General features: G+C 69.3%; 17 protein-coding genes and 1 pseudogene. 9 read left to right on the top strand and 9 right to left on the bottom strand.

What is annotated here, in order from left to right; genetic code table 11:
• Position 1 precedes the first annotated feature (1 nt).
• The 4 genes from ACQP2F_RS14920 (at position 2) to ACQP2F_RS14935 (ending at position 5,507) form a co-directional block, all read left to right on the top strand.
• Entirely contained in the window at positions 2-901 is a 900-nt protein-coding gene (locus tag ACQP2F_RS14920; RefSeq protein ID WP_433304404.1) for a carbohydrate ABC transporter permease, read from the top strand.
• A 37-nt stretch (positions 902-938) separates the two neighbouring features.
• Entirely contained in the window at positions 939-2,276 is a 1,338-nt protein-coding gene (locus ACQP2F_RS14925) for an ABC transporter substrate-binding protein (protein WP_433304406.1), read from the top strand.
• Positions 2,277-2,352: 76 nt separating this feature from the next.
• A complete protein-coding gene (locus ACQP2F_RS14930; protein WP_433304408.1) occupies positions 2,353-4,434 on the top strand; it encodes an alpha-galactosidase in 2,082 nt (693 codons plus the stop codon).
• Between the two features lie 2 nt (positions 4,435-4,436).
• Positions 4,437-5,507, top strand: a complete 1,071-nt coding sequence (locus ACQP2F_RS14935) for a WD40 repeat domain-containing protein (RefSeq protein ID WP_433304410.1) — start codon at positions 4,437-4,439, stop codon at positions 5,505-5,507.
• 694 nt (positions 5,508-6,201) lie between these two features.
• On the opposite strand, the gene ACQP2F_RS14940 is transcribed toward ACQP2F_RS14935, so the two are convergent.
• The 5 genes from ACQP2F_RS14940 to ACQP2F_RS14960 all read right to left on the bottom strand — a co-directional run bounded on the left by ACQP2F_RS14940 (position 6,202) and on the right by ACQP2F_RS14960 (position 12,083).
• On the bottom strand, positions 6,202-7,302 hold the full coding sequence (locus ACQP2F_RS14940) for a DICT sensory domain-containing protein (RefSeq protein ID WP_433304412.1): 1,101 nt from the start codon (positions 7,300-7,302) through the stop codon (positions 6,202-6,204).
• 9 nt (positions 7,303-7,311) lie between these two features.
• A complete protein-coding gene (locus tag ACQP2F_RS14945) occupies positions 7,312-9,306 on the bottom strand; it encodes a zinc ribbon domain-containing protein (RefSeq protein ID WP_433304414.1) in 1,995 nt (664 codons plus the stop codon).
• A gap of 257 nt (positions 9,307-9,563) precedes the next feature.
• Positions 9,564-10,595, bottom strand: a complete 1,032-nt coding sequence (locus ACQP2F_RS14950; RefSeq protein WP_433304416.1) for a hypothetical protein — start codon at positions 10,593-10,595, stop codon at positions 9,564-9,566.
• A gap of 11 nt (positions 10,596-10,606) precedes the next feature.
• Complete coding sequence (locus ACQP2F_RS14955; protein ID WP_433304418.1) at positions 10,607-11,467, bottom strand: DUF4142 domain-containing protein; 861 nt, start codon at positions 11,465-11,467, stop codon at positions 10,607-10,609.
• Positions 11,468-11,624: 157 nt separating this feature from the next.
• Positions 11,625-12,083 (bottom strand): MarR family winged helix-turn-helix transcriptional regulator, encoded by a 459-nt coding sequence (locus tag ACQP2F_RS14960; RefSeq protein ID WP_433304420.1) that lies wholly within the window; start codon positions 12,081-12,083, stop codon positions 11,625-11,627.
• 159 nt (positions 12,084-12,242) lie between these two features.
• Here ACQP2F_RS14960 and ACQP2F_RS14965 point away from each other — a divergent pair, with 159 nt between their 5' ends.
• Positions 12,243-12,863: an MMPL family transporter gene (locus ACQP2F_RS14965; RefSeq protein ID WP_433304422.1), complete on the top strand. Its 621-nt coding sequence runs from the start codon at positions 12,243-12,245 to the stop codon at positions 12,861-12,863.
• Between the two features lie 416 nt (positions 12,864-13,279).
• Here ACQP2F_RS14965 and ACQP2F_RS14970 read toward each other — a convergent pair whose 3' ends face one another.
• The gene (locus tag ACQP2F_RS14970) at positions 13,280-13,672 is read right to left on the bottom strand and encodes a MerR family transcriptional regulator (protein ID WP_433304424.1); all 393 of its coding nucleotides are present in this window, start codon (positions 13,670-13,672) and stop codon (positions 13,280-13,282) included.
• Positions 13,673-13,746: 74 nt separating this feature from the next.
• Between ACQP2F_RS14970 and ACQP2F_RS14975 the strand changes: the two genes are divergently transcribed.
• Both ACQP2F_RS14975 and ACQP2F_RS14980 read left to right on the top strand, forming a co-directional pair.
• Complete coding sequence (locus ACQP2F_RS14975) at positions 13,747-14,652, top strand: alpha/beta fold hydrolase (protein ID WP_433304426.1); 906 nt, start codon at positions 13,747-13,749, stop codon at positions 14,650-14,652.
• 218 nt (positions 14,653-14,870) lie between these two features.
• Entirely contained in the window at positions 14,871-15,149 is a 279-nt protein-coding gene (locus ACQP2F_RS14980; protein ID WP_433304428.1) for a hypothetical protein, read from the top strand.
• 67 nt (positions 15,150-15,216) lie between these two features.
• Here the strand turns inward: ACQP2F_RS14980 and ACQP2F_RS14985 are convergent.
• The 3 genes and pseudogenes from ACQP2F_RS14985 to ACQP2F_RS14995 all read right to left on the bottom strand — a co-directional run bounded on the left by ACQP2F_RS14985 (position 15,217) and on the right by ACQP2F_RS14995 (position 18,620).
• A pseudogene (locus tag ACQP2F_RS14985) lies at positions 15,217-16,400 on the bottom strand (IS110 family transposase).
• A gap of 1,309 nt (positions 16,401-17,709) precedes the next feature.
• Positions 17,710-17,967: a hypothetical protein gene (locus ACQP2F_RS14990; RefSeq protein ID WP_433304430.1), complete on the bottom strand. Its 258-nt coding sequence runs from the start codon at positions 17,965-17,967 to the stop codon at positions 17,710-17,712.
• Positions 17,968-18,110: 143 nt separating this feature from the next.
• Positions 18,111-18,620 carry a hypothetical protein gene (locus ACQP2F_RS14995; RefSeq protein WP_433304432.1) on the bottom strand — a complete coding sequence of 170 codons (510 nt, stop codon included), beginning with the start codon at positions 18,618-18,620 and terminating at the stop codon, positions 18,111-18,113.
• 987 nt (positions 18,621-19,607) lie between these two features.
• On the opposite strand from ACQP2F_RS14995, the gene ACQP2F_RS15000 reads away from it, so the two are divergent.
• Positions 19,608-20,300: an RICIN domain-containing protein gene (locus ACQP2F_RS15000; protein ID WP_433304434.1), complete on the top strand. Its 693-nt coding sequence runs from the start codon at positions 19,608-19,610 to the stop codon at positions 20,298-20,300.
• A gap of 919 nt (positions 20,301-21,219) precedes the next feature.
• Positions 21,220-21,708: an RDD family protein gene (locus ACQP2F_RS15005; RefSeq protein ID WP_433304436.1), complete on the top strand. Its 489-nt coding sequence runs from the start codon at positions 21,220-21,222 to the stop codon at positions 21,706-21,708.
• Positions 21,709-22,346: the final 638 nt, after the last annotated feature.

Here is a 22,346-nt window from a genome sequence, read left to right on the forward strand (position 1 = left end):
CGTGCTGACCCGGACAACGTCCACGCCGACCCCGGCTCCGGCTCCCGCGCGGGCCGGGCGCGTCCAGGCGCCGCTGGTATCCAGGCTCGGCGTTCTGCTCGTCATGGCGATCTGCACCGTCTACTTCCTCGCGCCGCTGTGGTGGCTGTTCGTCGGCGCCACCAAGCAGCAGGGCCAGTTCGTCGGCGGCAGCCCGATGTGGTTCGAGAACTTCCAGCCGGCCGGCAACATCCGCGAGCTGCTGACCTACCGCGACGGCATCTTCCTGCGCTGGGTGGTCAACAGCATCGGGTACACCGTCGGCGCGGCCGCGCTCGGCACGCTGGTCGCCGGCATGTGCGGGTACGCGCTGGCCAAGTACCGCTTCCCCGGCCGCGAGCTGCTGTTCAACGTGGTGCTCGGCGGCGTGCTGGTCCCGGCCACCGCGCTGGCGCTGCCGCTGTTCCTGATGTTCAGCAAGGTGCACGCCGCGAACACCTTCTGGTCGGTGTTCCTGCCCAGCATCGTCAACCCGTTCGGCGTCTACCTCGCCCGCATCTATGCGACGGCGAGCGTGCCGGAAGACCTGCTCGAGGCGGCGCGCATCGACGGCTCGGGCGAGATCCGTACGTTCTTCACCGTTTCGGCCCGGCTCATGCTGCCCGCTTTCGTCACCGTGTTCCTGTTCCATTTCGTCGCCGTCTGGAACAACTTCCTCCTGCCGCTGATCATGCTCGGCAACGAGAAGCTGTTCCCGGTCACGCTCGGCCTCTACACCTGGAACTCGCAGGTCGACCAGCGCCCCGAACTGCGCGGCCTGGTCCTCGTCGGCGCCTTCGTCTCGCTGGTCCCGATGATCCTCGCCTTCCTTTTCCTGCAGCGATTCTGGCGCGGCGGTCTCGGCACCGGCGCGCTCAAGTGACTGCCCTCCCCGGCACCACGTACCGAAAGAAGGAAACATGCGCCTGATCAGACCGATGACCGCTCTGGCCCTCACCACCACCCTTTTCCTGGCCGCCTGCTCCTCCGGTGGCGACGACTCGTCCGGCACGTCCGGTACCGCGGCGGCCGGCAGCTGCGCCCCGGCCGGCGGCCCGGTCACCCTGACCTTCACCTCGTGGGTTCCCGAGATCCAGTCCGTGGTGGACGTCTGGAACGCCAAGAACCCCGACATCCAGGTCAAGGTGCAGACCGGCCCGAGCGGCAACGCCGGCACGTACCAGAACTTCTTCAACCAGCTCAAGGCCGGCAACGCCCCCGACCTCGGCCAGATCGAGTACGACGCGCTGCCCAGCTTCCGGGTCCAGGACGGGCTGACCAACCTCGGCGGCTGCGACATCGTCGCCCAGGCGCAGAGCCAGTTCATCGACTGGACGTGGAACCAGGTCAGCTTCGGCGAGAAGGGCGCCGCCTACGGCATCCCACAGGACACCGGCCCGATGGCCCTGTTCTACCGGGCCGATCTGTTCAAGCAGCACGGCATCGCCGTGCCCAAGACCTGGCAGGAGTACGCCGATGCCGCGGTCAAGGTGAAGGCGGCCGGCGGCTACATCACGAACTTCTCGCAGAGCGACATCAACCAGTTCGCCGGGCTGGCGTGGCAGAACGGCGCGCAGTGGTTCGCCAACGACGGCAGCACCTGGAAGGTCAGCCTCACCGACGACAAGACCACCCAGGTCGCCCAGTACTGGCAGAACCTGATCGACAAGAAGCTCGTGTCGAGCGTGCCGCCGTGGACCTCGGAGTGGAACAACGCCTACAACAGCAGCAAGGCGTGGACCTGGGTGTCGGCCGTCTGGGGCGCCAACTCGATCTCGACCGGCGCGCCGAAGACGACCGGCAAGTGGGCGGTCGCTCCGATGCCGCAGTGGAGCGCGGGCGACGCGGTGGCCGGCAACTGGGGCGGGTCCTCCACCGCCGTGTTCAAGAGCTCCAAGCACCCGTACGAGGCGGCGAAGTTCGCGCTGTGGCTGAACACCTCGGAGGAGGCGCTCACCCTGCTGAACAAGAAGGCCAACCTGTACCCGGCCACCACCGCCGGGGTGAAGCTGCCGGCGTTGAGCGAGGGAGTCGGCTTCTACGGCGGGCAGAAGATCTACGACGTCTTCGCCCAGGCCGCCACCGAGGTCAAGCCCGACTTCACCTGGGGACCGACGATGACGCAGACGTACGCCAACGTCAGTGACGGCTTCAAGGCCGCCGTCTCCGGCCAGGGCACCCTGGTCAAGGCGCTGCAGGACGGCCAGGCGGCAACCGTACAGACGCTGAAGTCGCAGTCGATCCCGGTCAGCCAGTAACCACAGTCGGCCGGCTCTTCCGCCCCGCGGCGGCCTCCGTGGCGGCGGAAGAGCCGGCGCATTCCTGGAGCACACATTGCCTTCGATCGAGGTCTCCGCCGACGGCCGGACCGTCGCCCTGCAGACCGAGGCGAGCACGTACGCGGTGCGGCTCGACCACGACAACGGGACGGTCCTGCCGATCCACTGGGGCGAACCGATCGCGGTCGACCTGCTGGCCGGCGTTCCGGCCTGGACCGCACCGCACCACGACTCCTTCGCCGGCCGGCTCGACGGCGCCGAGGAGTTCCCGATCGAGACCGGCGCCCGCTTCGGCCCGCCGGCGCTCGGCCTGCTCGACCCGCAGCCGGCCACCCCGCTGCGGTTCCGCATCGCCGGCCACCGCATCGCGGACCGGGAGCTCGTCGTCACCCTGGCCGACCCGGGCGGGCCGCTCGCCGTCGACCTGCACTACCGCAGCCGGCCCGGCAGCGACGTGATCGAGCGCTGGTCGGTGGTCCGGCACACCGGCGACGCGGACGACGTGGTGCTGCACAGTCACGCCGCCGCGGCCTGGTGCGTCCCCCCGCGCGACAGCTACCGGCTCAGCCACGTCGCCGGGCACTGGTCCCGCGAGGCGCAGGTGCACCGTACGCCGCTGGCCGTCGCCGAGACCGTGCTGACCAGCCGGCAGGGCCTGACCGGGCACCACACCAACCCGTGGGTGATGCTCGACGACGGCGCGGCCGACGAGGACACCGGGCCGGTGTGGTCGATGGCGCTCGCCGCGAGCGGGTCATGGTGGATCACCACATCGCGGACGCCCGAGGGTCGCTGCAGCGTGCTCGGCGGCTCCGGGCACGGCGGGCTGAGCACGACGGTGCGGCCCGGCGAGACAGTGGTCAGTCCGGTCTTCGCCGGCGCGTACACCAGCGGCGGCTTCGGCGCCGCCAGCCGCGCCTGGCACGACTACCAGCGCCGGCACGTGCTGCCGCACGGCGACGAGCTGCGGCCGATCCTCTACAACTCCTGGGAGGCGACCTCCTTCGCCGTGGACGAGCAGGGACAGCTGGCGCTGGCCGAGCGGGCGGCCCGGCTGGGCGCCGAGCTGTTCGTGGTCGACGACGGGTGGTTCGGCGCCCGCACCAGCGACCGGGCCGGCCTCGGCGACTGGACGCCGAACCCCGAGCGGTTCCCGCACGGGCTGGCGCCGCTGGCCGCCAAGGTGCGCCACCTCGGCATGGAGTTCGGGCTCTGGGTGGAGCCGGAGATGGTCAACGCCGACAGCGACCTGTACCGCGCCCACCCCGACTGGATTCTGCACCGGCCCGGCCCGGCGCCCACCGAGCTGCGCGATCAGCTGGTGCTCGACCTCACCCGGCCGGACGTGCGGGCATGGGCGCTGGGCTGGCTGGACCGTCTGGTGCGCGAGACCGGCGCCACGTTCCTGAAGTGGGACTGCAACCGGCCGATCACCGAGGGCCGGCCGCACTCGTGGACCGGGCAGGCGCACGGTGTCTACGAGGTGCTCGACCGGCTGCGCGCGGCCCACCCGCGGCTACGGGTCGAATCGTGCGCCGGCGGTGGCGGACGGGTCGACCTCGGCGTCATGGCCCGCACCGACCAGTTCTGGACCAGCGACAACACCGACGCGGTGGACCGGCTCGCGATCCAGCACGGGCACACGCAGCTCTACGCGCCCGGCGGCATGGTGTGCTGGGTGACTGACAGCCCCAATCCCTTGACCGGGCGCCGCGTGCCCCTGCGCTTCCGCTTCCACGTTGCGATGGCCGGCGTACTCGGCATCGGCGGCAACCTCGCGGCGTGGACCGACGCCGAGATGGCGGAGGCGGCCGAGCTCGTGGACGCGTACCGCGCCATCCGGCCGGTCGTGCAGCACGGCGCCCTGCACCGGCTGCGGCCGGCCGCCGGGCACCGCGCCTGGCAGTACCACCACGGCGACGACCTGGTCGTCATCGCCTGGCGACCCGCGGCCGACTTCGCGCCCCCGGTGGCGCGGGTACGGCTGCGCGGCCTCCGGGCGACCGACCGGTACCGCGACCTGAGCACCGGCGTCACGCACGCCGCCGCGGTCCTGACCGGCGACGGGCTCCCGCTGCCGCTGCCACCGGGCGAGTACGCGAGCGTCGTCGTCCACCTCCGTCGCCACGAAGGGTGATGGTGCCCACCCGGCACGGGCCGATCGCCGCCGTCGCGCTCCGGGACGGCGCTCGCCGGCTGGTCAGCTGCTCCCGGGACGCCACGGCCGTCGTCTGGGACACCGAGCATCCCGCCCGGCCGTCGGCCATCGCGGTCCTGCCGCACCCGGCCGCGGTGACCGGCGCCGCCTGGAACCCGGTGGCCGCGGATCTGCTGGTCACCGCCGGTGGCGACGGCACCGCCACGGTATGGCGCATCGTCGGGGACCGGCCCGTCCAGCGGTACCGTAACCTGCGCGGCCACGGTGGCGGGCTGATCGCCGTCGAGTGGCTCCCCGACGGCCGGCACCTGCTCGGCCACGGCGACGACGGCCGTCTCGTGGTGTGGAACGCGACGACCGGCGAACGCCTCCGCGAGCTGCGCGACTGCGCCCGCTTCGCGGTCAGCGCCGACGGCCGCCTGGCCGTGGTCCGGCGGGACGGGCTCGTCACCGCCGGCGAGACGACCGGGGACCTGCAGTCGATCGGCCGCCGGCCGGCCAAGGGCGTGCAGGCCTGCGCCTGGTCACCCGACGGCAGCACGCTTGCCCTGGCCCGTGAGGACGGCATCGTCGAGCTCTGCTCACCCACCCTGGAGCCGGTCCGGACCGTCCGGACCGGTCAGGCCGCACTGCGCACCGTCGCGTGGTCGCCCGATGGGGCGATCCTGGTCGTCGGCAGCTACACCCGCTCGGTGCAGGCCTTCGACACCGACAGCAACCAGCGATGGAGTCACACCGACGCCACCATGTGGCCGGCCTCCCTCGCGGTCCGGGGTGACGCCGTCGCGGTGGGCTCCCTGGGGAGCGGCCCCGGCTCTTCGAGCTCTCCACCGGCCGGCCCCACGAGCCATCGCCGGACGGCCGGCACCGGCCGACCGCCGTCCTGGCCCGGGACGACACCGTCGTCATCGGCTGCGCCTCGGGACTGGTGCTGTCCGTCGCCGGCAAAAACCTCGAGCAGGCCCGCACGGTCACCCGGGCGACCGGTCCCGTCCTGTCGCTGGCCGCCGACGACGAGGCCGTCTATTGCGGCACCGCCACCGGTGAGCTGATCCGCTGCGCCCCCGGCCGCACCACGACGTCGGCGCTGCCCGCGGCCGCTCACGCCCTCTGCCGGCTCGGCGAGGTCCTGATCGCCGCGACCGACACCGAAGCTCCCGTGCTCCTCGATCCGCGGACCCTGCGCGCGAGCGGGGAGCTGGAGACCGGCGGCGAGCCGGCGCAGGCGCTCGGCGCGCTCGGCGACGAGCTCCTCGTCGCGGCCGGCAACCGGACGCTGACCTGCCGCCCGGCCCGCGACGAGCCGCCCCGGCTGCGGTGGCGCTCGACCTCCGGCGTGACGGCGATTGCCGCCTCCCGGGACGGGCGGATAGCCACGGCCACCGCCCGGCACATCCGGCTCCTCGCCGCCGAAGCCGTGACACTGACGCTCCCGGAGCGCGTCGGCAGCCTGGCCGTACTCGGCAGCGGAGACGGAATCGTGGTCATCGCCTGCTCCTACGACCTCGACGTCCTCGGCTGGCGCCTGCGCGACGCCGCCGCCCGGCCGGTGGCTCCGACGGTGCTCGCCACGCTGCCGCAGGGGGTCGCCGGGATCGCCGCACGAGGGCAGGACGCCGTCGTGGTCGTCGGACACGACGGGACGGTGCTGACGATCGAGCGGGACCTGCGGGAGGGTGTGCGCGTGCGCCCGGTGGGTCACGTCGACGCCATCGCCGCCGACGCCATTGCCGCTGCCGACGGCCGCTAGCTTTCGATGGTGACCACCGGAGCGTTCCGGGCGATCGCCCACTCCAGGGCCTGCCGGAGCTGGTCCACCGGCAGCGGCCGGGTCCGGGTGACGGTCAGGGCGACGGACAATGTCGCGGCGAGGAAAGAGCCGCGGGTCTCGGCGAAGTCGGCGGCCAGCCCGTACGCGAAGGCCACCGCGTCGTCGAGCGGCAGGCTCGGCAGGAACAGCAGGAAGTCGTTGTCGCCCACTTTGGTCGCGCGGTCGCCCGGCCGCAACCGCCGCAGCAGCAGCTCCACGGCGGCCTGCTGCTGCCGGGTCCCCGTACGCCCGATCGGGCCGTCCTGACCGCTCTCGGCGTGGGCGACCCGGACGGCCAGCACCGCCACCGGCAGCACGCCCGACGCGGTGACGCCATCGGCTCCCGTCCACCTGCGCATCCCGGGCTCGCCGGCCAGGTCGGTGTCGCCGGTCTGCGGCTGCGGCGGGGCCTCGGCGGCGCGGTGCGCGCCGGTCCGCAGCCGGGTGTGGTCGCGTTCGGCTCGCGCGGTGAGCAGGTGCAGGACCGCGTCGGCGCGGCTTTCGCCCGGCGTGGCCGGCAGATCGCGTACCCGGTCGACCACCGCGTCCACCGCCGAGAGCGCGTCCGCCGGCAAGCGGTCGGCCAGCTGGTTGCGCAGCCGGAGCACCTCGTGCAGCGCATCGTCGCGGCGCAGGCCGGTGCGGGCCTCGAACAGCCGGCCGCTCTCCAAAGTGGCCGCGCCGGGCTCGACCTGCTCGAGGTCGTGGGCCACCAGCACCGCACCGAACCGGGGCGTCAGCACCACCACCGTCCACTCCCGCGCCAGCTCCTCCTTCTCGTCGAGCAGCACCGGGTACGCGTCGGCCGGCATGCCGGGCGCCTCGCCGCCGACCAGACCGACCACGGTCGCCGCCGCCCGGCTCGCGATGCGCTCATAGATCCGGCGTTCGCGCTCGAAGTACGGCAGGCGCTGGAACAGCGCGAAGACCACCATGGGCCCGTCCTCGGCGGCCGCGAGCGCCGCCTGCTCGAGGGCGTGCGAGACCGTCACGAGCGTTCTCTTGGTCAGCCGCCGCACGGCCGTGGCTTCGGGCACCGCCGTAGCCTAAGAGTTGAGTCGCAATGGTGGTTGCTTCTCACGGTCCGGCCCAACCCTGGGTGGGGTTGCTTGCGGTGGGTTCCGTCGTGTGACCGTGGTGCCATGGTGTGGCGTTGGGTTCATCGGCGGGTGCCCGTCTGGTCGGTTCCTTCGCCCGGCAGAGGCCGCCCGCCTATGGTGGGAGGCTGCCGCAGTCACCGCCGCACGACCACTGGGGCCGGCTAGGGTTGATGCGGTTGACCGGGTCAGGGCCTCTCGCTGCCCTGGATCGTTCAGCCGGGCCGCAAGGGCAACCCGTACGTCGTCAGCAATGAAGGCGGTGCACGGGTCGTGCGAGTCGGTGAGCTGGACGCATGCGGCCATCGCCGCCGCAACCAGGTCCCGATCGCCCGTCAGCCCGCACTGGGGGCAGTGGTGGGTGCGCTGCGACGGTGGTTTCTTGGCCCGGTGCGTGCACGGGCACTGCTGCGACAACGCTGTCTGCCAGGTTCCCGCCCTCAGCAGCCTGTCGCCGGCAGCAGCGCACTCGGTCTTCAAGGCGGCGATCAACATACCCGGTGAGAACATCCGGATTCCGCGGCCCCAGAGGCGGGCCCAGCCGCGTATGTCGGTGTGCTCGACCACCAGATGCGGCCCATGGGCGGCGACGATCCGCCGAGCCACCTCAGCCGCACGGGCGTGTTTCGCCTGCGACGCCGACCGGCCGGCGACGGCGTGCCGGACGCGGATCGCCCGGTAGGTGTCGGAGAGCTGGTCGCGTCGGTACGCGCGTTTCGGCCGTCCTGCGGAGCCGGCCAACCGGGCACCGCGCGGCGTGTGCAACATCTTCGCCGGCAGGCCCGCGCCCGCGCGCCGGTCAGCGCGGCGTTGCTGTCGTTTCGACGGCTGGTACTGCTCAGCGTTGGTGTTGCGCCTCGACCGGTCCAACGCGCGTTGCCGCCGCCGGGCGGTCACCGCGGCCCGGTCCGCGGCGGCGCGCTGCCGAGGGGAGATCGTGACCTGGCCGCTCGTCAGACCGGCCGGTTCCTGTGGGTCGGCTGGCATGGAGACGACAGACAGATTTGAGACGTTGCCGTCAACGCCACCGACCCGATCGGCCGGTGCGGCTGCACGTTCGGAAGCGTGCTGCGGGCTCGTCCAGCCGGGGCCGAGGGTCATCAGGTGCGCGTAGACCCGCCACCCACCAGGGGCATGCGGGTCCTGCACCTGGACAAGGTCAATCTTGTGCCACAGCTGCGGCCGGCCAAGAAAATGGGTGAGCCGGGCCTGGGCCGAGGCGCCTTCCGGCAACCGGACCGGCAGGACCAGGTCGTCGCCGCAGCCGGTGAACACGACCACCAGTTGCCCGTCGTGGTCCCACCAGTCGCCGTCCGGCGGTTCCGGCGCGTGCATCCGTTGCGGCTGCATGAGTGCTGGCCCCGGATGCCGAGGCGGGAATGCCGCCCGATGCCATTCGAGGGTGCCTGAGAGACGGAACGACTCCCACACGCGGGGCTTGGTATGGGATCGGGCTCGGCCCGGGATCCGGGTTGAGTCGAACCAGCCGCCGGTCTTCGGGCGGCCGTGGCGGCGGCCGGAGGCGTCGGGGAACAGATGCCGGTCGACGGTCTCCCATACTTCGTCCGCGAGGTGCATGGCTAAGGCTTTCGTCAGGTGCCGTCGAAGCCATCCCGACCGGTCGACATGTGCCGCTGCGGCTTCCTCGAACGCCTTACGCGACAGACCGTACCGCTTGCGCGCTTGCTTCGGATCGACCCTGGAGCGTAGCCGGTGCGCCCGCCAATACGCATCCACCCGGGAACGTGCCTGTTTCTGCAACGCTCGCCGCAGCTGAAACTCGGCCGTGAACATGGCCTCCACGCGGCGGCGGACCCGCCGGTCGGTCAGATTGAGCTCCAGGCGGATCACCGCCGTCGGGACATGCTTGGGCCGCCGCCAGCTGGCGGCCTTCGACTTCCCACGCGTCCGGCGCACGACGGGGTCGCCCGCGTTGATAGCCACCCCGTCACCGCCTTCACGTCCGCCACGGAGCCTGGGCACCGGATCCGAAGCATACGTCCAAGATTCCCCAATGCAGATTTGCCGCCGTTACCGGCATCCGATTCCGCTGACCGGACCTTCCAGCGGCCAACTTCAACCGCTGATCGAGGACATTCTGGCCGACTCCTCGCCCGCCATATCGCACCTGTCAGACGTTCGGTCCGAGTAGGAGAGCTGTCCCAGGAGGTGAAGCCGGCCGAAAAGCCGTCTCGTGTGGCTCACGGGTTGCCCGAGCGGCTCCACAGGAGCGAGACGACGGCGTCCGCCCGGAAGTCGACGATCGGGGATGCGGCGGTCGCGCCGAACGACAGGGTGCGGGGGCCACGACCGCCGTCCTGCGCCTCCCCGTCGACGACGACGCGGTTTCCCCGGCGTACGGATATCCGGGCCGGAGCGTCCGCCGGCGTCCGTACCTCGCATCGCCGCACGGCGCCGTCGATGCGTACCGCGATGACGCCGACCGGCTCCGGCAGCGCCAGGCGCACCGTCGGCCCGCCCCGCACGTCGATCCGGCCGACCGCGCCGCGGGACACGTCGATGTCGGTCTCGCCGATCCGCCCCTCGGTGCGCACGCTCCACCGCACGGACGCGTCGACCAGCACCTCCACCGTGGGCGCCGAGCCGCGCTCCGGCGAGAGCTGAAGATCCGCGGTGCGCCCGTCGACGAGCCGCGCCCGGGCCCGGCCGTGATCGAGCCGGACCACGCGCACGAGCAGTGAGCCGAGGTTCGTGGCTCGCACGCGCAGAACCCGCGCGTTGCCGCGCACCCGCAGGGTGACCGCCGAGCCGGCCGCCGGCGGCGCCGACGACCGCGCGGGCGGCGGCGGGGCGGCGGTCCGCCGCGCCGGGGGTGAGGACGGCTGCCGGGTGCCGGATCGTGGCGGCGGCCTGTTCGCCGGCCCGGCCGGTGACGCAGCCGGGGGACTCGGCCGCGAGGCGCCCGCCGACCAGTGCCGGACCTCGCCCGATCGGACGAGGATCACCGACCCGCCCGCGGTCACCACCGTGAGCAGCAGGGCGAGCATCAACACCGGCCGGGCCGCCGGCCGCGCGGCGTGCCCGGCCCGGTCCGGCGGCGTGGCCGTCCGGACCGGATCCGCCGGCGCCGTCCCGGTCGCACCGACCGGCGCCGGGCCGGCGGCGCCGGTGGCCGGTGGGCGCCGGTACGGTATCGCCGCGGGGCTGCGGCTGCCGAACGGAGGCGGCACGGGCGGGCGAGCATCCTCTTCCGGCCGCTTGTCCTGTGCCATCGCGCCCCGTTCTAGCGCGCTCTACGACTGTCGGCGTAGTCCGGCTGTCGTCCCGTCTCGTAGTAGTCGTATCGCGCTCGGGTCTCCCGCCGGCGGCGCCGCCCCTGAGCGGCGACGACGCGCCAGGTGGCGAACAAGCCGGCGGCCAGTCCGGCGATCAGGACGGCGGCCAGCACGCCGCCCGCGAGGCCCGTCGGAGCCGGACGTTCGGCGGCGGTCGCCGTGGTCGCCCGCGCGGAGGACGACGGTGCGGCCGAGGTCGGGGCGGGCGCGGTCGGTAGCGCGGCGAAGTCGACGATCCCGCTGCTCTCGAGCAGAGTCATGTGCGTCATGACGAACTGGTTCGCGCGCTGGGCCAGCTTACGGACGGTGTCGTTGCGGGTGCTGGCCCGGATGGTGGCGATGGCCGGGAAGATCTTGCCGTGCGCCGCGCGGAGGCGGTCGATGTAGATCTGGTCGAACTCCTTCCCCTGCGCGTCTCGCATCTCGCCGAGCCAGCCCTGCTGATCCGAGTTGGGAATCTTCGGTATCTCGATGTTCAGCTTCTTGGCGGCCTCGCGGTCCAGCTTGTCGAGGACCACGTGCTGGGCGGCGATCTGCCGTCCGATGTTCTGAATGCGCGGGTCTTTCGACTTCTGCTGGGCCATCTCGCCGGCCGGTATCTCCCACAGCCCGGCGAGGCGTACCTTGACGACGAAGTCCCGGTCGGCGGCCGAGACGGCGCCCTTGCCGCTGTCCGACAGCAACTCGTTGGGAGGCGCCGGTACGCCCGGTTCGGCGAGGGCAGCGCCCGGATCGAACAGACCGACCGCCGTAGCCGCCAGCACGGCGCACGCCAGTCGCCGGAGCCATCGGCCCTTCACAGACTTCATTGATTCCCTTCCGTCGACGCGACCCCGCCCACCACTGACTACGTGATCCGCGGCGGCATCGATCAACGGGCCGGAACCTTTTCCATCGTCGAGTCCTGGCGTGCGGTCTCGTCGACTCGATCGGCGGGATTCTGCTGGCCGTCATAGCCGTTCGTGGTCACCGGCTGGTCGCGTCCAGGACCTTGTGCAGCAGGGCGTTGAGCCTCCGGCTCTCGTCGGGCGTCAGGCCGAGTGCCTCCGGGGTGTTTAGCCGTTGCACCAACGGCGTCGCGCGATCGAGGGCGTCCCACTCGGACGGGGTCAGTTGCACGGTCGTCGCCGTGCCGCGCCGCCGGTGAGTGCGACTGATATGCCCGAGCCGTTCCAGTGAGGCGAGCAGTTCCTCGATGCTCTGCGGCGTCACCAGGACCCGGCGGGCGAGCTCGGCCTGACTTTGCCCCGGCTCGGTCGCCACCTGGACGAGTACACCGAACTGGGTGGGGGTCAAATGCGCCTGGCCGAGGGTCTCGATGAAGAGGCGGGCGGCGGCGTGATGCGCCCGCACCAGCGTCCATCCGGTCACCGCGCCGGGGTCGCCTCCGGCCCACCCGGAACGCGGCGTCTCGACAGCTCCCATGGGAGAACTATAGAGTCGGCCGATAAGGACGCTTATGGTTGGGCGATGCCATGCGCCGGTGGACGGGCTGGATGCTGCGGCATCGCGCGCTCGTGGTCGTTGCCTGGTTGGTGATCGCGGTGGCCGGCGGCGCGCTGGCCACCGCGCACGGTCGACCGGTTGAGTTACGAGCTCGCCCTTCCCGGGCAGCCGGCCTACGAGGCGAATCAGCGCATCACCGCCGTCACGGGCGGCGGCGGCGCGCCCGATCCGGTGGTCCTGGTCGCCCGCCCGGCAGCACCCGGTGACGGCGCCCGCGCGGCGTTCGAGCACCAGGTGGCGCCGGTCACCGCGGCCGTGCCCGGCAGCGGCGTGCTCACCCCCGCCGGCGCCCGTGAGCTCGCGTCGCCGGACGGCCGGGTTCTTGTCGCGCTGGTCTACCCGCGCGTGCTGCCCGGGCCGGAGCCCTACGCCGCGGCGCTGCCCGCGATCGAGGCGGCCGCGTCACACACCGACGTCGGTGGCCGTCCGTTGGCCGTCACCGGCACCACCGTGCTGGAAGAGACCTCGGGCGGCGGACGCCGCAGCGTGCTCCTTAAAGTGGTGCCGGGAGCGGCCGGCGTCCTGCTGGTGCTGCTGGCGATGTTCGGCTCGTTGCTCGCCGCCGTGCCGTTGATCGTCGCGGCGGTTTCGATCCTCGCCACCTTCCTGTGCCTGCTCTGCTTGACCGCGGTCACCGACGTGTCGTTCGTCGTGCAATATTTGGTGGCGCTGATCGGCCCCGGTGTGGCGATCAACTAGTCTCCTTCACCAACCGCAGGACCATGGTCGCAGCGAGAGGAATCCATGCGGTGGCGCCCACAGCGAGCCACTGCCCGAAGCCGAGGGAGTGTTCGTGCAGCGCGTTTACCCAGTCCGCGGCACAGGCAGCCACGGTCAACAGCATGCTCACCGCGAGCACCCCGACCACTGCGTTCACCAGCCTCGGAGCGCCAACGACGCGAGCCAAAGAAGCGGACGTCGTGGCAGCGCCATCGGTCGGTGACTAGTGGCATCTCAATGACGGAGTCAAGGTCGGCACCGCGAGAGGCAGATGGCCTCACGGTAACGGCCGGTGTTCCGTCAGCGGTATTCGAGCGGCACCACCGGCGAAGACACCGTCCGGTTGATCGCGTACTCGGCTGGGCCAACGTTGTCCGACGTGCTGACCCGCCGGGTCAGACTTGGCGGTTCGACGCGGACAACGCGGTGCGCACGTCCGCCTCGCAGTCGTCGGGTGCGGTGTGCCGGCACTGGGCAAAGTGCGCCAGGACGGCACGGACTGCAGTGAGGTGACCCAGTGTGCGGTCCAGCTCCGAGAGCTTACGCTCCGCCACCTCCCGGCGCCCGCTGCCCGCGGCGGGACCCAGCACGGCGGCGACCTCCTCCAAGCTGAGCCCGAGGGACCGGCAGGCGCGGACCAGCTCGAGTCGCCCGACAGCGGCTTGGGGGTAGCGGCGATGGCCATTCGCCAGCCGCTGCGGTACGAGCAGCCCGATCGCGTCGTAGTAGCGCAGCGTCGTGGCCGGCACCCCGGAGCGCTTCGCGAGCTCACCCACGCTCAACGTCATGGCCGGATCTTAGCTTGACTTCGAGTGAACTCGAAGGTGTGCGATGGAGTGACCAGGCGCAAGGTACGCCCATCGTGCACCAGGAGGATTTTGTGGAGACGTTAACGCAGTGGCAGGCCGGTGGCCGTAAGGTGCGGGTCGCGCTGGCGGGCGGCCGGACACCGGCGCAGGTATTCGTCCGCGTCCGTGGAGACGGACCTGCTGTGACGCTGTTGCACGGCTTTCCGACGTCGTCGTGGGACTGGGCCCGCACGGAGCCGCTGCTGGCGCGAGACTACACCGTCATCAGTCTGGACCTGCCCGGGTACGGTGCCTCGGACAAGCCCCGCGGGCACCGCTATCACACCGCGGAACATGCTGACGTCTTGTTACAAGTATGGAGCCACCTCGGTATCGATGACACCGCGGTGGTCGGCCATGACGTCGGCACATCTGTGGCTCGGGAACTGCTCGCCCGGGCCGCCGAGGGGACCGTGCCCGTCAGCCTGCGGGGCATGGTACTGATGAACGGATCCCTGATCCAGGACCACTACACACCGGCCCGGATCACCCGGCTGCTGGCGAACCCGCTACTCGGCCCGGTGCTAGCTCGTGGCATGACCGAGCAGCGGTTCATCGCCAGCCTACGGCCGCTGTTCTCCGATGCCGGGCGCCCGTCCGACAACGAGCTGCGCGCCCACTGGACTGCGCTGACCTCAGATGCCGGCACGGCACGGCTACCGCAGCTCGTGCATTACATTGCCGACGGCGTAGCCAACCGGGAACGCTGGCGCGCCGCCCTGGCTTCCACCCCGGTGCCCCTGTCCGTGGTGTGGGGTGCCCTCGACCCGGCGATCGGGATCGCTGTTCTCGACGACGTCCGCGATCTACTGCCCGGCATCCCGCTGACCGTGCTCGACGACGTCGGCCACTTCCCGCAGATTGAGCGGCCCATCGCCGTCGTCGCCGCCGTGCGAACGCTGCCCGCCACGACCAGCTGACCGGGGAGAGGTGAAGCACGCCGTGAGCGACGACGTTCGCGACACCGACGGCAGAGATCCAGCCGAAATGATCCGTCAGTCTGTGGCGCACGCTCTGGGCCTGGCGCAGAACCTGGACCGCTTGGGGCGGAGAACCGCGGCACCTCGACGGGCGGATCTACACCCCACACAAGGCGATCCGGCGGATCACCGATCACCTCATCGATCACCTCGCTGAGTTGGACGCCCGGCTAGCCGGTCAGGCACCGCTGCCGGACCATTGGCACCAATCCGCGATCACCACGCAGGCCGACCTGGCCCCCTTCATCACCGAAGACCTCGACGAAGCCCGCAGCCGCCTCACTGGGCTGGCGCAGATCTGGTCGATATGGTTGAGCAGCGCCGATGACGAACGCCTCGGCCGGGCAGGAGGCGCTGCGTGGACTCTGCGTCAGGTCACGTTCCATGTCGCCAGCACGTACGACGCCGACGCCCTCGGCGATCTCAGCACGCAATAGGCAGCGCTGTCACAGCTCAACCTGGCTTACGAGGCGATGACGCGCTCCGCGGGGAATGCCGGGGAGGTCAGGCCGCACGTGCTGGCGCCGCCATTTGAAAGCACCGGCCGTCGCGCAGCAGCGCCCACAACACGTCGACGCGTGTGCGGGCCAGAGCGATCAAGGCCTGCCGCGGCTTGCGGCCCTCGGCTCTCTTACGGTCGAAGTACGCGGTTCGGGCCATCCAGCTTGAGGCTGGTCAGGGCCGACATGTTGAAGACCCGGCGCAGAGCGCGGCTGTAGTGCTTGGGCCGGCACCTGATGCCGACTCTGCGGCCGGACTCCCGCGGCACCGGCGCCAACCCGGCGCACGCGGCAAGATGATCCGCGTCGCGAAAGTTGCGCACGTCGCCAACAGCCGCCAGAAACTCGGCACCGAGTAGCGGACCCATCCCGGGCATACACAAGATGATCTTCGCATGTGGGTGCTGACCGAACAGTTCCGCGATCTCGGTGTCGAGTTCCTGGATCCGACGGTGAAAGTCCAGCTGGTAATCGGCTATCTGCTGGACCAACCGAGCGGTAGCTCTCTGCCCGGGCAGCTCGACGGTCTGCGCGGCGGCCGCCGCGCACGCCTTGTCAGCCAGCAGCGCGGCTCGCCGGGCGCGGCGCTCCTTGAGCCGAGCGGTGATCTCCTCGTGTCCTGCTTGCCTGATCGCCTCGGGCGTCTGATAAAGGCTCAGGAGGATCAGCGGGCCCCGCTTGGCGAAGTTGAACACCTTCTCCAAGGCCGGAAACATGCCGGTCAGGTAGTCGCGCAGGCGCGTGTTGGTACGCGTCCAATCAGTGGTCAGATCGGCCCGGTGCGCAGTAAGGACGGCCAGCTCCGCGATCAATTCCGGCTTGAGTGTCAACGCCGACAGATCCGGACGCATCCGAGCAGTCTCGGCGATAATCCAAGCGTCCTTTAGCGTAGGTCTTCCCCTCGCCGCGGAAGGCGCCCGACATGCGGTGCACCGTCCGGCCGGGCACGTACACCAGACGCTGCCCGGCCGACAGCAGCAGCGCGATGACCAGAGCGGCCGGACTGCCCGCCAGGTCGACCGCCCAGGTCACGTCGTGGCCTGCGTCGCGTCCCTTGGCGATCAGGTTCTCGATCGCCGCCTGGTCGTTCACCACCCGCTGGGACCAGATCACTCGTCCGTGATCATCGACGTCCGTCGCGTGATGCACTGCCTTGCCGACGTCGATCCCGATCCAGGCCCGTTCCAATTGTTCCTCCCCACAGCGATATCACGGTTCCCACGGAGCACCCCACCAGCACAGCCTTAGATAGCGACGACTCGCGGCTCTCAATCAGCGACCAGGGTGCCCAGAAGGAGCCGGGCGGCCATACCAATCAGGCCACCGGACGGCGTCATGGGCCAAGTCACACCCGGCCCCTCTGGGTTGCCCAGATGATCTCACCGGACATTGAAGATTCTAAGGCTCATGGGCCTCACCAGCGGCCGGCGGCGAGTCGACATGAGCGCGCGGTCTTCGCTTGATTGAGGCGGCCGAGCTAGCAGTTCCACGCCTTGAGGGTCGTGAAGGCACGTTCGCCGCGGGGAAGCGGGCGTGGACCTTGTGTTCACTGCTGTCTGCCGGGCCGAAGGCTCGGGCCGGTACCGGTGGCGTTTGAACGGGAGTATGAATAATGCGATTGGCTCGTTGAGACGCATTGTCGGCGACGGTCACCACCTGCGCCTCGCTCAGCGCGACGATGATGCGGTAGGTGCGGCTGCGGTCAGATCATGCGTCGTGCCGGGCAGTGTCGCCGACGCCTAGACCAGCGGGCCGGCGGCGTCCGTCTTGACGTGCAGTTGATGCCCTGCCGTCGGTGTTTCTTGAGTACTACTGTTTTGATGGTGGACCCGGTCGATCGGATCAGGGTGCCGTCGAGAATCGTCTAGGCCAGCGGGCCGATCCTTTTCATGGCTGCTCGCGGGTCGTCGCGGTCGCAGCGAGAACGGTTATCGTCTCAGCGATGTAGCGCCCGGTGGTGGCCACGCCGATCTGGAAGCCGGCGGCGAGGCGGGTGTACGTGTCGCCCTGAGCAAGTGGGCCAGAGGCCAGCAGCGCCTGCCGGCCGGGATTGAGGCGACGCCGCTGGGATCGCCGCTGCCGGCGGTGGGTTCGGATCAGGTCAGCGAGGTGGTTCAGCGATCGGGTGGACAGCGGGATGGTGTCAGGGTGCGACGGTAATGAGGCTTTCGGCGGGCCATGCTGGCGTCAAGCACGTCTATGGCGTACACGACGTCGGCAAAGAGGCCGCCTCAATCCTGGGATGTCACGACCACCCGGGCGTCCACCGGAATCGCGCCCGGCCGGCTCGGGGCCTCCACCCCGGTGGCGGCCACACGGAAGAACCCTTCCAAGCCCACCTGGGCTACGGAACGATCGGCGCTGACAGCTTGGCGAACAGGGCGGAGACCACGTCATTGAGCCGCCTGCGGTGCTACTCAACCGTGGCCACCCGATGGCGCACTGACAGCAATAGATCGGCGAACGACAGGTTGCCCGGCAGCTCGGCACGCAGAACCTAGCGATAGTCCAGTTCGGCGCCGCCGTTGAGCGACGGCCCGCCGCAGGACATGTCCCAGGCGAGGACCGTTACCGTGGGCCGTACCGTGAGTAACCGAAGCGTCACCGCCCAGGCGGACAGCAGGAAACGGCCCGGGATCACGTCGTGGGCGACCACGATCGCCGGGACACGGCCCCGGACGTCGGTGCCGGGGTCATTGCCGACCAGCCCCAGCTCACGGCTGCGGTGGGATTGGCGCGCCCAATCGGTCGGCATGGGTGGGGCTCAGGTCCGTCGGCGGGCTCTCGCGCCCCATAAAGCGGCATTCTAGGCAGTCTCTCGCCGCTGATCAGACCTCACGTCGGGGCGGACGCGAGAACGCCGACCGCTGCGAGAAGAAGTTCAGGCGCTGCTGGACGTCATGGAAGTTCGCCTGCGTGACCTCGCCGATAAGTGACATGAGCAGCTGATCTGAGGATGTCGGCCCGTCGAGGTATCCGTCCAGGGGTCCGCTGGCCGCTGCGACGCCGAGCATGGGCAAGGATCGCGCCGGGTCGGCGGCCACTGCGGTGCCCCGCATCTTGCCCACCGTCCGGACTGCGTCGGGCGATCCGGTTAGCGACTTTGTCCCCGGACCCGCCGAGGTTGTTGCGCGGTAGGTGGAGGTGCATGTCTCGCCAGGCGAAGATTAAGACGCGCAAGTCGGCGACGTGCCGCCGCAGCCGGGCGACCTCGGCGGCCTCGGATTCGGACTCCTCAAGGCCCACAATCTCGCGCCCGAACTGCTCGTAGAGGGTCTCGCGGATCTGGTGGTAGTCGTAGGTGCTGAGGTTGTCCACCATCGCCGGTAGCGACGCCTCGATGGCGGGGTATAGCATCGCCGCGCCGTCGAGCAACTGGATCGCCCGAGGGAGGTCGCGCTGGCGCACCGCCCGGGTCGCTAACTCCAGTCGGTCGTTGATCTATCGAACAAGGAGCTCAGGAATCTGGTGTAGGGCCCGGAATTGGGTGAAGAAGGTGTCGGCGGCAAGATGGTGCTCGTTGACCGCCTGCCGCAGTTGTGCCGAGGCGAGCACGACCTTAGGCCGTTCGGAGGGCTGCGGGTCGGCTGCACGGGCGAGGTTAGTGGTCCAAATTCGCGTGTCGTGGTTAGCGACTCGCACATAGCGCAGCACGGCATAGGTGCTGTCGGTGAGCGACCCCTCGGAGATGGCGGTGCGCGCGGCCAGCCCACCGCGACGAGGTCAGCCAGGGTGTTATCGAAGGACTCGAGTGCAGCCTTGAACTGGGCAGACGCGGGGTTTCCTGTGCCGGCCACCGTGGCGCGGGCCGGCCAGTTGCTGCTCACGTGCAAGCCGCCACTGCCCAGCCGGACGAGCAGCCGTTGAAAGCTTCGAATCCACAAGAGTTTGCTCGCGCACGCCTTGACATCCCGCGACTCCAGGTCCGCCCGCGCGCGGGTGAGGAGGTCAGCCACGTTGTACATGGCGAGCTCGGCGGGCTGGAGATCACGAGGAGCAGCGCTTCCGTCGTGGCGCCCGGAACCAGTGTGCCCTCCCGGGCCGCCTAAATGGCGCCGACGCTATGCAGGTCGTGGTAGTTCTCGGCGATGACCCCGCGGTGTTTGCGGACCTCCAACGGCACCGAGTCATCCGGCATCTCTTATATTCCCGATGGACGACGACGCGCGGTATACATGCGGTATACACGTCGCGGGGCTAGCGTTGCCAAACGATCCTCACTTAACGATGTCTAAGTTTGCAAGCCTTTAGGCATCGTTAACGGCGCGGCGCAGCGACGCAGGGATGCGGAACAACGTTTCGAGACAAGGCGCTAGCGGGCGCGCCATATCTTAAGGATGCGGCACGATCACCGATATCCAGTTCTAATAGATCGGACCGAAGGCGGTGTGGATCATGCAGAATGACGACCTCACCAACCTTGTCGTTAGGAAGATAATGGACAGAAGCGCGTGGACCAGCCTTGCCAAAAAGGTTGGAGCAAGTCTGGCTCTCATCATTGGCGTCACCGTGTTTACGCCGACAGCGCCAGCGCAAGCTGCTGACGTATATTCTCGAACCACCGACTGCTTGACGGGCCCGGTTGCGCTCGGCCCGGACGAATACGTCAGCTCGTCCCGCGCGTGCACAACGATCTTCGGCCAGCGCGGAACCACGTACGTAATCTGGAAGCGCGACCCTAACGCGACCACCATCACTGTATTCGCCAATGATGCTGTACCGGGAGGCTGCATCGACGGCGGCGGCGGAAGTTCGCCAGTCTACCCCGACTCCTATCTCGGAAACTGCAACAATTCGAATATTAATCAGCAGTGGAGGTACAAGTTCCGGCAACCCACATTCCAGTTGCAGAATGTCGCTAACGGGAAGTGTCTCGATGGCGGCGGCAACAGTGGTGACATCTACGGCCGAGACTGCGATGCAAACAACCAGAACACCTTCTGGCGACTGCTAAGTGGGGGCGGACACAGTCAACTCCAGAACGTTGCCACCGGTCTCTGCATCGACGGAGGCGGAAGGATCGGCGCGCCCATCTATCCCCGCGCGTGTTCTACGCAAAACGGAAATCTTCTCTGGCGATCCAATTGATCTCGGGTTGTAAGTTGTACTGGCCGAACCAGGTATCGGGACGGGCGACCGCCAGCGGTGTGGTGCGCCGGAACAGGATTTAAACAGGCGGAGCGGTGAGTCGTTGGTGACATGCAGAGGCAGGTGCTGGGCATCTGACCGGCGATCTCGGTGGATTTGTGGGGCCGAAATCCTTCTTCCAGGTCTCGTTCTATGCGCGGATTTCATCGAGACTTCCCATCGTAAGTAGCGATCGGCTGAGATGTGGTGCAGAGGGTTCCCGCTGCACCACATCTTGGTCGCGCGGACCGGCCGGCGGCCTAGCTCGAGCAGGCTTGCCTCGCCTTGAAGGTGCGGTTGTGCGTTTGACGCGGGCACGGATCTCCCGTGGCTACGACAAAGGGCGGCAGCAGCGGACCAGGCGTTCAGCCCGCAGCTGTTATTCGTCTGTTATTCGTCACAGACGCGCTGAGGGCCGTTCGGTCGTGTCGCGCAATCAGTGAGGGACAAGCAGATTCAGAGTTCAGCCGACTCGATCTTGTGCGTCTTGCGCACGCGACGGTGAAGAAAAGCTTCCGTCCGAAAATGCAACCCCAGCTCGGGTGTCGAATCCCCGCAAAGAACCAGGACTCACGCAAGCCGCGGCACCCGATTCATACGTGTCGACAATATAAGGCGGCCATCTTCGCCATGGGGGAGGGTCGCGGCGCCGTCTGCTAGCACCTACTATCTCGTGCTGGCCCCAGATGAAAGCTTGTCGAGCGGGCCGAAACGGGCCGCCTTGATGGCTGCGCGTGGTCGGAGCCGCCGTGTCGCGAAACGCGGTCGCCGTCAATTCGAGTGCCGGTTAGCGGCGGCCGTTCTGCTTTGCGTTTAACTGCATTGGCCCAGAAGGGCCGAATCACATTGAGGATAATCTATTATGTCGTACTCGCCCCACATGGACGCCTCCAGCGGTCAGTCGTACAGCGCTACGCCGCCCACGGTGTCCTCCATATCAACGCCGCCGTCCGGAGCGGCCTACGCCAGCTGGATCCAGCGTGTTGGCGCCTACCTCATCGACGCGCTGGTAGTCGTGCCGTTCTCCGTCCTCGGAACTGTGCTGGGCCGCGGTACCGACGCTGACGGTCAGCCCACCTTGAACGCGCTGTACTGGGTCTTCACGCTTCTTGGCCTGATAGTGACCGGCTACAACCGATGGTATCGGCAGGGAGGGACCGGGCAGAGCTGGGGTAAAAAGGCGCTCGGCCTCCGGTTGATCGGTGAGCGGACCGGCCAGCCGATCGGCGCCCGGATGACTTTCGTGCGCGATCTTGCTCACTTCGTGGACGCCGTTATCTTCTACATCGGATTTCTGTTCCCGCTCTGGGACGCCAAGAAGCAGACGCTTGCCGACAAGATTGTCAAGACTGTCGTCACCCGTGGCTGACCAGCCGTAAGCTTCCGTCCGGGGGGAGTGTGCGGCACCACCGCCGGGGGAGCCGACATGGCCAGCAGTATGAGGCCGAGGCACTTCGTACCCGGGCGTCCTTGCCGCTCTGCGAACCATCGTGCGTCGTGGATCCAACAGCGCTCGGCACTACGACCGCAAGCCCACAGGGAACCTGCTGATCATGGCCCTCGTCCTTGTGACGCTGTACTGTTGACACGAGGTTAGGGCTGCGCCAGGGTTCGCCTCGGCGGTACGTTTCCGACGTCAGAATTGTGGCGGGGCGGCGGCCGACGTGACGGCGTCCGGTACAGCTGGTGGGTGGTGTCGGATTCAGGTGCTACAGCCGTTGGTGGAGGCGGTCGCGGCAGCCGTTCCGTTGGATGTGTTGCCCGGTGTCGCGGGCGGGCGCGCTGGGCTCGGCGAGAGCGGCGGGACGGCCGGTGCTGGCTTGGACGGCCGCGGACCCGCCACTGCCCCGGCCCGGCGTAGTTGCGGGAACTGCTGATCTGCCACGACGGGTTCGCTGCCAGCTGCTGTTCGGCCGACCTGGCAGGGGTGTCGGTCGCCATCTGGGTGGCGAGCACCATCTTCAAGCTCCTGTGCGGCCTGGCGACTGACTACGCGGTGTTAGCCTT

Origin of the sequence: Actinoplanes sp. CA-030573 (genome assembly GCF_050951115.1) — a bacterium.
Classification (GTDB): domain Bacteria; phylum Actinomycetota; class Actinomycetes; order Mycobacteriales; family Micromonosporaceae; genus Actinoplanes.

Coding starts and splice junctions, on each gene's coding strand:
- ACQP2F_RS14970 (WP_433304424.1), bottom strand. CDS start 13,672: ATGACGTTGAGCGTGGGTGAGCTCGCGAAGCGCTCCGGGGTGCCGGCC.
- ACQP2F_RS14990 (WP_433304430.1), bottom strand. CDS start 17,967: ATGCCGACCGATTGGGCGCGCCAATCCCACCGCAGCCGTGAGCTGGGG.
- ACQP2F_RS14950 (WP_433304416.1), bottom strand. CDS start 10,595: ATGGCACAGGACAAGCGGCCGGAAGAGGATGCTCGCCCGCCCGTGCCG.
- ACQP2F_RS15005 (WP_433304436.1), top strand. CDS start 21,220: ATGGACGCCTCCAGCGGTCAGTCGTACAGCGCTACGCCGCCCACGGTG.
- ACQP2F_RS14955 (WP_433304418.1), bottom strand. CDS start 11,467: ATGAAGTCTGTGAAGGGCCGATGGCTCCGGCGACTGGCGTGCGCCGTG.
- ACQP2F_RS14925 (WP_433304406.1), top strand. CDS start 939: ATGCGCCTGATCAGACCGATGACCGCTCTGGCCCTCACCACCACCCTT.
- ACQP2F_RS14960 (WP_433304420.1), bottom strand. CDS start 12,083: ATGGGAGCTGTCGAGACGCCGCGTTCCGGGTGGGCCGGAGGCGACCCC.
- ACQP2F_RS15000 (WP_433304434.1), top strand. CDS start 19,608: ATGCAGAATGACGACCTCACCAACCTTGTCGTTAGGAAGATAATGGAC.